The following is a 12,352-nucleotide window of genomic DNA, read 5'->3' on the forward strand; positions in this document are numbered from 1 at the left end:
CCCCCATTTATAACATGGGGGTAGAATTTAATATACCATATAAAAAAGTTGCTTAAACGCTATGTCCCACAAGGGATTGAGCGATTATAATTTTGTCACATTTTTCGACTAAAGTTGTCACATTTTTTGGAAGTAGGTTTAAAGCAGTGAGAGGTGTTGATTTAAAGCGGTATAGAAAAGAGCTAAAATTAAAACAGCAAGAATTGGCAAGTAAATTAGGAATTGAGCGTTCGTTAATTTCAAAAATAGAATCTGGAAAACGTGTTATTTCTAAAGAGTTAGAACAAAAGATTATTGATGTGTTGAACTTAGATGGTGGGCACGCTTCGGTAGAAGCAAAAATTGACTTTTTAAGAATACGATTTAAAACATTAGATGTTCGGACAGTTATTGAGAAGTTGTTGCACATGGATATGAACTGGTTTACTTATGAACCTAGAGGGTTTTATCATTATACAGAAACATTTTCATATAGCTCTATTCGGATTTTTCGGAATCCAGAAAACGTTAATATGGGAATTATGTTGGACTTGTCTGGTGAAGGTTGTCGTCAACTAGAAGAAATTTTTGAAGAGGATAACAATAGATCGTGGACAGAATTTTTTCGCTCTCTTTATGATGACGATATTTTCGGTCAAGGTATTTTGGTAGATACAAAAATTACACGAATTGATATTGCTCTTGATGAATTGATTGTGAAAGGACAAGAAAATTTTGATTTATATGTTTTGAAAGAAAAAATGGAGCAAGGGCTTGTAGATACTACATTTAAGAATTTTGATTTTAGTGGGGGCTTTGCTTATGAAAATAAAAAAATGGTAAATAAAGGTTTGTCTCTTTATTTTGGCAGTCGTCAATCGCCATTATATTTTAACTTTTACCAAAAAGATTACGAGTTAGCAAGAAAAGAAAGTGTAAGTGTTGAGGAAGCAAGAGAAAAATATGAAATTAAAAATCGATATGAAATTCGCCTTTCAGATGAAAAGGCGTTTTTGTTTGTAGAATATTTTCTATCAAGCGGTGAGTCGTTAGACTGGTTAGTGAAAGAAATTATTAATCAATCTTTGACTGTATATGACATTGAAGATGATATGAAGGTCTATTGTAAATCTTGGTATGATGTTGTTGATAAATTGGAAGGCTTAAAATTATCTATTCAAGGTGAAAAACCGTCTATTGAAAAAACACTTCGGTGGTTATCAAATTATTTAGCCCCTTCATTAAAGATGATTAAAGAGATTGATAATCTGTTAGGAACAAATGAGCTGATGGAACGTATCGATTTAGCAGAACTAAAGGAGAAACACGAGGAAATTATTGAAATGGTGTGTGTTGATGCGAAAGATTTATTGTTTAATACTAATCAAAATAATAGTGTTCGGTCTTATATGGAACAAGAATTTGATTTAGAAGAAGCATATCCATTTTAAAGATTAAGGGGGGATATATGGATACAATTGATTTATTGCTAATTACTTTTGTTTTAGTAGTACTTAATTTTGAGATATTTATTTTTTCACTCTATTCGATGATAAAGAGAAAAAAGCTAAATAATGTTGATGAAGAATTTAGAAAACGTTCTGATGCTGATTCTTTATTAATAGATAATATTGTAGTTGAAAGGAGTTTATGTATATGGGCAGAGAATGTATTAAACAAAACACTAAAGTAGCAATTACTATTACTGGGAAAATGAAACAAACTAGAAATGACATACAAAAAACAAAAGAAAAAATAATTCAATTAGATAAACAAGGAGAATTGATTATTCCTTATTTAAAAACAGTCTTTGAAAAGCTTTTAGAATCTAATGAAGAACTTTTAAAAGAAATTTCAAGATATAGTTATACTTATGTGGCTTATGAAGAATTAATGACGGTTAAAGAGAAAGCAATTTGGGAAGAATTTTTTAGTGTAAAAAAAATATATGATAAAGAGCTTTCAGAATTTTCTAGTTTTAAAGAGAAATATAAATATTTTGAACCTAAAAACAGTGAAGAATTAAAACAACAAGCTCGAGTATTGTTAGAAAAGAAAGGGTATATTGTTGACAGTCCATTTGAAGGTGATTTTGAAAGATGGATTGGGGTTTACGCTAGACCAAAGGATAAACCAACTTATTTAGATCCAACGGATGGAGAAGAAGTTGGATTACAAGAAGTGTATAGTGTAGATGGATTTAAACAAGACTTTGCAGAATGGTTTGAAGGAGAAATTGTGGAAGGTAAAGTAAAAGAGATGCTTTAAATTTTTCAAATGCTAGGTGTTTTGTTGAAAACAGAACGTGCACCTTAATATATTTAATTGAATGAATCTGTGATGAAGCGATAGAAATTATTCTGTGGCTATTTTTTATACAAAAAAATAATAATGAAAAGAGGAAATATTTTGAAGAAAACAACGATTATTCAAGGATTAGCAACAACAATCATTTTAGCAGGCATGGCAATGCCAATGATGGTTCAAGGGCAAGAAGGCGGACAAGTTCCACAAACAGTGAGAGCAGATTTTTTTCAACGTGCAAATGTAAGCTCTAACTCAATCATTAATGCGCCGAATGCTTCTGTGGTAACACCAGATGATGAAGCTGGTTCAAAGTATAGTTTTATTGCAAAGTTTATTAAAGGTGTCACTACGGTTGAAACAGGTGGTGGTGGGTGGACGAATGATGTTTACGTTAATATGCCTCCACAAAAATGGGACGGGAAAATCGGTCTTGATGTAACGAAAACGAAGAAAGGGCAATCGTGGATTCGTTACAACAACGTAGGTACAGCTGATGATGGGACACTAATTGATTTAAAAATTACCATTCAAGATTGGGAACAATATAAAAATGCACAAAATATGGTGTCAAATAATATTGTTGCTTTTAACAATGTATCCGCAATTGCAACCTACCAAGGTGGTTTCTCATGGGTGAAACAAACATGGACGTACCTAGAACATGGCACAGACAAAGAAAAGCCAGTTTCAGGCTACTATTCATGGATTGATATTGATAATTTACAAGGAATGACGATTGACAAAGATTCGTACAAAGCAATCGATAAATTGTACGTACCAACGAAAGATACAATTGTTAAATATAAAGAAGAAAAAGACGGTGGAAAAACTTTTTATGATTCTGATGACATTCCCTTAGATGATGGCGATAACCGTGGTGATTTTACGTTTTTGTATTCTAATCGTTCTCGATTCGACTTCACATATAGTGAGGACTTCGCGACACGTGAAAAGAATTTAGGGTATCCTTTACCGCCAAAAAATAATAACCAGTATAGTTATTTTGGTTATAGTGCTAAAAAACCAGTTCGAACAGCGCCAATGATTCCTACTAAAACAGTGACAGATAGTGATGAAACAAATGTTGATAAGAATACCTTAGAAGGGTTAGGCGAAGTATATAGCTATACGATTACACATAAAGTTCCTGATGAAATGAAAGAATTCTACTACAGTAATTACGAAATGCAAGACGAGCTGGTTCCTGAATTAGAACGTGTGTCTGATGTGAAAGTCACGGACGAAGCAGGAAAGGACGTTACCAATAAATTTGAAGCGAAGCATGAAGGTAATTTAGTACGTATGGTCGCAAAAGCAGACGTATTAAAAACAGCGGATTTCTACAATCATGAATACAAGTTCAATTTTCAAACAAAAATCCGTGAAGGTGTTAGCTTAGATAAGTACCTTGTCGATGGCAAACTACAAATTCCAAATAAAGCAAAAATTATCCAAAACAACAAAGAAGTGCCAACTGATGAAACACATACAACTGTCACACCAAAAGACCCGTCTATCGCTAAGAAAATCTTTGAAGGCGATAAAGAAGTGGATTTGACCAGTGCCAAAGTGGGCGATGAAGTGACATTCAAATTAGATGTACAAGTGCCAAACACCAAAGATATGACATCTTTAGTGATTCAAGATGATTTAGAAGATGTATTGGAAGCGAATAAAGAAGTGAAAGTCACTCTTTCAGATGGGACAGATATTACGGATCAGGGGAAAATTAGTGTTGATGAAAAAACACAAAAAGTTTCTTGGACTGCCAATGAACCAAACAAATTAAAAGAAAAACAATTATTTGTGTACATTAAAGGGAAATTGAAAGACGCAGACTTTTCGCAATATGTCGATGATAAAGGGAATATTATGATTCCAAACTTGGCACAATTGGTGATTAATGATGAACCGACAGATTCTAACAAAGTGAATGTTACAACTCCACAAGAAAAACCAAAAGTATTGCCAAATACTAATATGGATTTTGGAACAAGTGCAGGTGTAGCTACAGTGATTGCAATTTCATTAATTGGTGTGGTCGTAGCAGTGAAACGACAAAAAGATAGCAAAGAGGGCTAATTAATGAAAAAATGGATTGAAAAAAACAAATATTTTGTTGGAGCAATTGGAGTTATTCTCATTGCTCTTTTTTCATTCCTTCTTTTTCAAAACCAACAAAAAGAAGAAGTGAAAGAAGCTATAAATACAATGGTATCAAGTGGTTTAGAGGAAGCAGAAAAGCCAAAAAAACATGTAGAGACAAAATCTAGTGAAACTGTTCAAAGTAATCAAGTAGATGTTATTACTGGTACGGAAGTACAAGAAGAAACACCTATTCCAACAGTGATTTCTTTAACCGAAGGCGAACGTCCGTCTGTTAAAACGATTCAAAGTGCCCAAGTAAATTTTAATGAAGTGTCGGATTCTGTTTTGGGGTCTATTGAAATTGATTCTATTCAATTAAAATTGCCTATTTTAATGGGTGATAGTTTTGACAATATGCTTTATGGAGCGTGTACTGTTTTATCAAAACAAACGATGGGAAAAGGAAATTATGCTTTAGCTTCTCACAATGCTGGATATGAAGGATTACTTTTTACCTCGTTAAATAAAGTTTCTGTAGGAGATTTGGTCAAACTTAATGATCGTGAAGGACATTCGTTCACATATAAGGTAAAAGAGCAAAAGCATGTTGATATGACTGATACAACTATGTTGAATCTAACAAGAAAGCCAACATTAACTTTAATAACTTGTGACCAAGCCACAAAAACAACAGGAAGAATTATTGTGATTGCGGAATTAGTTTAGAGGAGGGAAAAAGTTGGTTGAAAAAATAAGGGAATTGTCAAAAGAAGAATTTATCAATCAGTACATGTTTGATTTTAAGTCATTAATTTTCAAATCCAATAATCCTGAAAAAATAACAGCTAAACAAGAAAAACTCTTGGAATGTGAAAAGAAAATCGCTGTATTATTTTATGAAACATATAAACGAATGAAGGGGTATCCGCCTGATGAAAAAGAACTGGGTAGGATTGTTCAAAGAAATTTCCTTGACCGTTTAAAGTTATTTCGAGTGGAATATGATGTGATTAGTGAAGAAAAATTTTGTGGTCTACACGTAAAAATGGTCAAACAGCAAATGCCATTAGAAAAGTATCGAGCAGATGATTTATCTTATATTTTAGGACGAGAAAAGAAGGTGGCTGCTAATTATTTTCTCACACATGATGATTTTCCTATGGGTTATGAAGAACTAATGATAAGTCGTTCTAAAAAAGCAGTTACGCAGGGATTGGAAGAGTTAAGGGAAGAATTTATGGAAAGATACCATAAATATTACAGAAAAATGGAAAGGAGTTGTATTTTATGAATCAAAATATTATGCCAATTTTTAGAGAGCATAGTAAATTTTACCAAAAGTATTCAAATGTACCAGTTCCTGAAATGCTTCGATTGCATGGATTCATAGTTGATGAAATGCCTATTGATGAAGCAGATATTGTTTATATGGAAGAATATAAAAATTCTTTATTTAAAATGGGGATTATTATTGATGAAGCGCCTTTTAAAAAGGAATTTGTTGCGCAATACGTTTTTCATGGCGGTATAACTAGTTTGATGGCAGAAGGTCAATACTTGAGAAAGCCTAACGGGGATAAAATGTACAATTCGTATTATTTTTATTTGTATAAAGAAGGCTTTCAAACACATAAGGGGCATGTTAGAGAGAGAGTTTATGTTGAAAAGGCGATTAAATCTACTTTTTTAAAAACGTTTGAAAGTTGTTTGGGCTTATTAAGAGTAGGAGGGGAATATGAATTTAAAGAAAATTAAAAAGAAAGAGAAGAAAGAAAAAACACCAAAGGTTAAAACTTTTTCTCAAAAGAAAGCGAATCGGGTTGTGTTAATTGGCGCTAGTGTTTTACTGGTGATGTCAGGAGTTGGTGCGCTTCGAGCCAATGTGATGGCAAGTAATGTAGATAATTTGTATTCAAAAGTGGATACACTAAGTGAACAATCAAAAAAGAATAAAGTTGATAGAGAGGAGCTTGATTATTCAGCCCTCTCTTTTTATGTCGAAAATTTTGCGAAAGAGTATTTGAACTATAACTCGAAAGCAAGTGATGAAGCGAAAAAGGCTCGTATTGATCGATTATCTAAATATTTATCACTAGATGTAAAAGATGTTGATGAAACAGAAAATCTACAAGTGAATGTCTTACGTACGTTTAAAAATACGTCTTTATCACGTATAGAGAAAATGGAAGATTGTTATTCGGTTTATCTAAATGTGAATTATGAATTGGAGAAAGATAAAAAGACTGAAAATGTGACACAGAATATGGTTTTACCAATTCAAGTAAAAGACAATTTGTTTTCAATTGTAGGACGTCCTTATTTTGTAGCAAGTAGTTTACCACAAGGGAAAACAGTACCTCTAAAACAGACAGAAAATTCAATAGATGTTGATGGGAAAGAAAAACAATCTGTAGAGAAATTTTTAAAGATGTTTTTTACAAAATATTCAATTGGGAACAAACAAGAATTAATGTTGTTAATGAAAAATCCAGCAACGACAGCTGGTCAAGACTCATTTGTTTCAATAGATTCAGGTGATATGAAATTTTTTGATACAAAGCAGAAAGGTGTAACAGGAGTTCAAGTATCGGTTACTTTTTCAGATAACACAACAAAATTAACGCATACGGAGGATTTTTCGCTTTGGTTATCTAAAACGGAGAATTCTTATTTTATTAATACGATGAAACATTACTTTACAGAGAAAGAAGGAAATGACTAATGAATACAGGCAATTTGAGTAGTTTTTTAAGTACAGGTTTTATTACAATTTTAGCGGCTGGTGCGATTATCTTGATTTTAAAACATTGGAAAGGTGCCGAATGGGCAAAAATTGGTTCAGTAATTGTCATTGCCTTAATTTTACAGGACTTTGCGACGAATCAAGGAAAAAATATTTTTGCAGTTGTTAAATGGGTATTAAGTTTAGTTGGAATTAAGATGTAGGTGAGTATATGAAATATTACGATTATTCAAGGGGCTTAAAAGCCCCTTATTCAATGCAAGTTATTAAGTCGCCTAAAGGACAAGTGGTATGGGTATTTGCACAACCTGTTAGCTTATCGTATCTCTTAATTCTATTCTTAGGGATTGTGTTAACTGGTTTGTTTTGGAAAGAAGTACCATTACCACAAATTTTAGGAATTAACTTGAATTTGTTGATCATGGTGTTGGTGCCGAATAAAGTTGCTCGTTGGTATTCCGAAAAGGAATTCGAAGGAAAAACAGGCTTTGGTTTTTTAAAAGATGGTTTTGTCTATATGAAAAATTATGTGTTAGATAGTAGACCAATTGTAGCTTTCGAACGAGTAAAAGAAATAGAAGATTTTTCGTTTAAACAATAAAAAATAAAAAGGAGTGTGAATATGCAACTAGAATATCCATTAACGAATCATATGAAAGGAAATATTGTTTTAACACAGGAAAAAACAGCGATAGCTTACTATCGTGTTCGTTCTGAAACGGTAATGTTGACTGATGTTGAAAAGAAATTAAAAACGAAAAGGAAAGTTTCTCGTGCGTTAAATCGTTTAAAAGCAAATGATGGATTTGAAATTAACCTTTTGCCAGTTAATGCCGACATTCGAGGGAAAATGGGTGCTATGCGTTCTTTAATTGATTCTAATAATTATGAAGTAGGCGTAGATAAATTGATGAAAACGGCAATGGTTTTAGAACAAGAAATGGGTATGGTTTACGAATATACGTGGATTATTGGTGTGCCTTTAATCAAGAAAGATCTCGCTGTTGATTTAAAAGAAACCGTTACTAATTCAATTAGCAACGTATCGGAAAAGTTTGTTAAAGGTCTAGGGTTTGATGTAGAACTGGCAGAGGATTGGGAGAAGGATTATCGAGAACAAGAATTAGAAGTTTACCAAAATCTATCTGAATTGTTAATTGAACGATTAACAGAAGATGAATTGTATTATTACCAAGCTTACCAATTCTTGAAAAATATTCCACATGAGCGACAAGATGTTCTTTCTAGTCAAAACTTAGATAATTTAATGGCAACAAAAATTAAACCATTGTTCGGTGGAGGGCTTCATTTAAATTGTGATTATGGCGAAAGCTATATATCCTATCTTCCTATGGGTGATGTTGGGGTTTTTCTTGATGGTAACCATTTTTTAGAGGTTGTTCAAAAAATGCCTTTTCCAGTTGAAGTGAAGATTCAAGCGACTTTTGCAGAAAGTAAAGGGCAATTAGCACTGTCTGGGCGTTCGTCACGTGCAAGAACCCGCACTAAGAATATCATGCAGGAAGCACACTTAGCTGGTTCTAAACAAAAACGAAAGATTGTTGAAGGTCAATTATCACTAGACGATTTAGACCAAAAAATTGATGATGGTGTGGATATTATTGACTGGAAAGCAGTGATTGTTGTTAGTGGTAGCACGAAAAAACAAATGCGTGCAAGAAAAAAATATTTAATCAATCGTTTTGATAGTTTAGATATTCCGCTTATTAAAGCAACGTTTGATAATCCTTATTTATTTCAATCCACTTTGTTTGGTAATTTTATCCGCATGCAGACTTCTCGTTGGCAACACACGTCAACGATTGAATCGTTTGCCGAGTTGAATTTCTTTACTTCACTTCATGCAGGTACGAAGTTAGGCTTTTACCTTGGACGTATTGATACAACTTTAGAAGAAAAAGAAGATAGAAAATCTATTATTTCCAGTTCAAAAAATTTGATTTTTATGAATATGCTACTAGCGAATAAACAAAATGTTGATGGGAAGAAAACAAATAATCCTCACTGGGCTTTAACGGGCGATACTGGGAACGGAAAATCGGTTACAGCTAAAACATTGTTTATGCAAATGGCACTTTTAAAAGACAGAGTGTTATACATTGATCCAAAAAAAGAAATGCGAAAGCAATTTATGTATACAATCAATGATCCTGAATATCAAAAGAAATATCCTTTAGATGTTGATTTTGTGAAGTCCTTTAATTTCGTCACTTTAGATGTTCGTGATACGAAAAACCATGGCGTGCTTGACCCGATTGTTCTATTTAATGAAACAGAAGCCACGTCTACCGCTAAAGCGATGATAACGAATGTTTATGATGGTACATGGAACTTAAAACAGAAAACAGCAAGTAATGAAGCTATTACAAAGGTAATTTCTGAACGAAAAGCAGGAAAGAAAGTTGGATTCTGGCATGTTATTGAATTGTTAGCTGAGAGTGAAATCTCGGATGTTAAAGACATGGGGAGATTTTTATTGTCAACAATCAAAGGGTCTGTTTTAGAATTGGCGTTTTCTCACGGAGAAGTGGAAGGTTTGTCATTCGATAGAAAAGTAACCATTTTGGAAATCGAGGACTTAGATTTACCAACTGATAAAAATGAAAAGTTAGATGAAAATAAACGGTCGTCAGTGACACTGATGTTTGCTTTAGGAACGTTTTGTTCGAAGTTTGGTTCAAGAAATCCAAAAGAAGAAACAGTGACGTTCTTTGATGAATCTTGGATTTTTCAATCTTCGCCAGAAGGTAAAGCGATTTTAAAATCAATGAAACGTATTGGTCGTTCGTTTAATAATTTCTTAGTATTAATTACACAATCAACAAACGATTTAGATGACAGTGAAGATGGTACTGGTTTTGGAACAGTGATTTGCTTTGATGAAGTACAAAATCGAGAAGGTGTTTTGAAATATCTCAATTTACCAGTGAACGAAATTAACATGAAATGGGTCTCAAATATGGTTCAAGGTCAGTGTTTAATGAAAGATATGTTTGGTCAGACTAATCGAATTGTTGTTCATGTAATTTTTGAGGAATGGTTGGAACTATTCAAAACTGTTGATGATACAGAAGCTTCTAAAATGGAGAATCGCTTTGTTGCATAGGAAGGAAGTGAGAAGATGCAGTATCTAATTGACAGTTATAGTGCGTATACGGTTGATGGTGGTTTGTTGGATAAAGGATGGCAAGTAGTAAATTGGTTCTTTGTAGATATACCATTCTTTATCTTACGAATGTTTGCTTCTTTTTTCCTTTTTTGTGAGAACGTCTTAAACCAATCTAGTTTCTTTGAAGGAAAACAAGAAACGGTATTGAATATGTCAAAAGATGTCTTAAATGGCTTTGGTGGCAAGGGATTTAGAGGTAGTTCTTTATTTGCGTTAGCGATTCTTGTAAGTGCGTATTATCTGCTTTACCATTTCTTTTCCAGTCGTAGAAGCTTTTCAAAAGTGTTCCTTCATTATTTAGCAGTTGTTGTTTTGTTTGGTTTTTGGTTTGGCTCTGTATCAACGTCAACAGGCACAACAAGTGGCTCAACGTTTTTAATTCAATCAACAAACGCAATTGCTAAAGGAGTACAAAGTACATTTACTTCAAGTGCCAATTTAGGAACAGAAGGTTCTAAAGATGGAGAAGTATACCAAAGTCCTATTTTTGATGCCACAGTAAAACAAACATTTAATTTTGTAAATAGTGGTTCACTTGATGGGAAAATGGAAAATGGTAAAAAGTTAGACGAAAGTAAACTACTAGAAAAACCTAAATTGTCTCAAAAAGAAAAAGCAAAATTTGAGGATGAAAGAAGTACCTATATAAAAAATAATGAGAAAGATAATCCATACTTCGCACAGGACGGAGCAAAAACAATGGAAAAAGCTTTTGGCGTTGGTGTGGGTTTAGTCAATTTAGCAGTCTTAGCAGTGCCTGTCACGTATATTAATATTATGCTCAATGTAATTCAAATCATTGTTGATTTACTCATTCTTGTTTTTCCGATTATTGCGTTGGTGTCTTTCTTCCCTCGGTGTCAAATGATGATGTTTAAATTTTTTAAATCATTAATTGGCATTTTATTTTTACCTGTAGTTTTCGGTATATTTTTGTCTGTGTTATTTTGGATCAATAAGTTAATTGACCAAGCGTTTTTAGGATTGATGGATAAAGTAAGTAGTAGTTTATTAATGGTGATGTCTGGTGGTGTTTTTCTTTTAAGCACATTAATTGTTACTGCATTGGTGAAAATTATTTTGTATCGGAAAATTTGGAAAAGCAGATATAAAATATTATCATTCTTTTCTGATGGTCAAGTTCAACAACCTTCTTTTGAATCAAAAATGAATGAAAAAACAAAAGAAACGGTTGAGCGTACAGGTGAAATTGGTGTTGGAGCAGTAAAAGCAGGAATAGGTGCTTCCACTGGAAATTTAGCGTTGGCTGCTGATGGTGCTAGTCATTTAATGCCAAAACATGACAAGGCATTGAACTTAGCTAAAGACCATTTTATTGACGATAATGGGCAATTTGCTGGTGTTAGAACAGGATTGAATTCATTATTGAATCGTTCTACTCAAGAAGAACAACAACCATTTAAAGACGATATGTTGCCTGAAGAAGAAATTGTGGAAGTAGAAGAGCCAACCAATGTTGATAATGAGGAATTGGAAGAAATAGAAGATAAAGCTTTAACTGATGAAGTGGATAATTTTGAAGATTCAACAGATGATGAAGCGGATAATTCTTTAGAAGAATTTGATGTTCCTGTATTAGATGAAAATGTATCTGATTTTGATACTGATACTTCTTTAGCTGATGAAAATAATATTGAATTAGAGCCAATTATTGAAAATGAACTTGATAGTTTAGATTCAAGTGTAGAATCAAGTGAAAATGATAGAGAAGAGCCAATCCAAGAACTTGATGAGCAAGAAATAGCGGACAATTTGAATGTTAGGGTTGATAATTTCGATGAGTTGGCATTTGCTCGTGAAGAACGTGCATTTTTTGATGGTAGAGAGGATAGCGAATTAATCACAAATAACAATGATTCATTAAATAACGTTTATTCATTTTACCAAACAGAAGAAAACTTCAATAATTTAGAACAAACAGAGGAACAATTTTTTGGTAGTGTGAACACGGAAGAATATAATTTTGATGTTGTAGAGGGCTGATGAATGATTATCAGCCTTCTTTTTTATTGAAAGGAGAGACC

The 12,352-nt window shown here is 33.0% G+C and carries 12 protein-coding genes; all 12 read left to right on the top strand.

The genetic code is table 11. The features are described from left to right. Nucleotides 1-146: 146 nt before the first annotated feature. The 12 genes from AB1I62_RS01570 to AB1I62_RS01625 all read left to right on the top strand — a co-directional run bounded on the left by AB1I62_RS01570 (nucleotide 147) and on the right by AB1I62_RS01625 (nucleotide 12,311). Entirely contained in the window at nucleotides 147-1,430 is a 1,284-nt protein-coding gene (locus AB1I62_RS01570; RefSeq protein ID WP_002399520.1) for a replication initiation factor domain-containing protein, read from the top strand. A gap of 17 nt (nucleotides 1,431-1,447) precedes the next feature. Then, entirely contained in the window at nucleotides 1,448-1,672 is a 225-nt protein-coding gene (locus AB1I62_RS01575) for a hypothetical protein (RefSeq protein WP_016633972.1), read from the top strand. Next, nucleotides 1,636-2,247: a hypothetical protein gene (locus AB1I62_RS01580; protein ID WP_002394260.1), complete on the top strand. Its 612-nt coding sequence runs from the start codon at nucleotides 1,636-1,638 to the stop codon at nucleotides 2,245-2,247. Before AB1I62_RS01575 ends, AB1I62_RS01580 begins: the two co-directional genes overlap by 37 nt. 123 nt (nucleotides 2,248-2,370) lie before the next feature. Continuing rightward, the gene (locus tag AB1I62_RS01585) at nucleotides 2,371-4,368 is read left to right on the top strand and encodes an isopeptide-forming domain-containing fimbrial protein (RefSeq protein ID WP_367018965.1); all 1,998 of its coding nucleotides are present in this window, start codon (nucleotides 2,371-2,373) and stop codon (nucleotides 4,366-4,368) included. A gap of 3 nt (nucleotides 4,369-4,371) precedes the next feature. After that, nucleotides 4,372-5,100, top strand: coding sequence for a class A sortase (locus AB1I62_RS01590; protein WP_033594336.1), 729 nt, complete (start codon nucleotides 4,372-4,374; stop codon nucleotides 5,098-5,100). Nucleotides 5,101-5,113: 13 nt separating this feature from the next. Then, nucleotides 5,114-5,665: a hypothetical protein gene (locus tag AB1I62_RS01595; protein ID WP_367018966.1), complete on the top strand. Its 552-nt coding sequence runs from the start codon at nucleotides 5,114-5,116 to the stop codon at nucleotides 5,663-5,665. Then, entirely contained in the window at nucleotides 5,662-6,129 is a 468-nt protein-coding gene (locus tag AB1I62_RS01600) for a hypothetical protein (protein WP_033594334.1), read from the top strand. Before AB1I62_RS01595 ends, AB1I62_RS01600 begins: the two co-directional genes overlap by 4 nt. Next, nucleotides 6,110-7,096 (top strand): conjugal transfer protein, encoded by a 987-nt coding sequence (locus AB1I62_RS01605; protein ID WP_085443177.1) that lies wholly within the window; start codon nucleotides 6,110-6,112, stop codon nucleotides 7,094-7,096. Before AB1I62_RS01600 ends, AB1I62_RS01605 begins: the two co-directional genes overlap by 20 nt. Beyond that, complete coding sequence (locus AB1I62_RS01610) at nucleotides 7,096-7,320, top strand: hypothetical protein (RefSeq protein ID WP_002394254.1); 225 nt, start codon at nucleotides 7,096-7,098, stop codon at nucleotides 7,318-7,320. Before AB1I62_RS01605 ends, AB1I62_RS01610 begins: the two co-directional genes overlap by 1 nt. A gap of 8 nt (nucleotides 7,321-7,328) precedes the next feature. After that, a complete protein-coding gene (locus AB1I62_RS01615) occupies nucleotides 7,329-7,718 on the top strand; it encodes a conjugal transfer protein (RefSeq protein ID WP_033594332.1) in 390 nt (129 codons plus the stop codon). Between the two features lie 21 nt (nucleotides 7,719-7,739). Next, nucleotides 7,740-10,244, top strand: a complete 2,505-nt coding sequence (locus tag AB1I62_RS01620; protein ID WP_085443178.1) for an ATP-binding protein — start codon at nucleotides 7,740-7,742, stop codon at nucleotides 10,242-10,244. Nucleotides 10,245-10,259: 15 nt separating this feature from the next. After that, nucleotides 10,260-12,311, top strand: a complete 2,052-nt coding sequence (locus AB1I62_RS01625; protein ID WP_367018969.1) for a hypothetical protein — start codon at nucleotides 10,260-10,262, stop codon at nucleotides 12,309-12,311. Nucleotides 12,312-12,352: the final 41 nt, after the last annotated feature.

The organism is Enterococcus sp. AN402 (assembly GCF_040719405.1).
In the GTDB taxonomy this organism is placed as follows: domain Bacteria; phylum Bacillota; class Bacilli; order Lactobacillales; family Enterococcaceae; genus Enterococcus; species Enterococcus faecalis.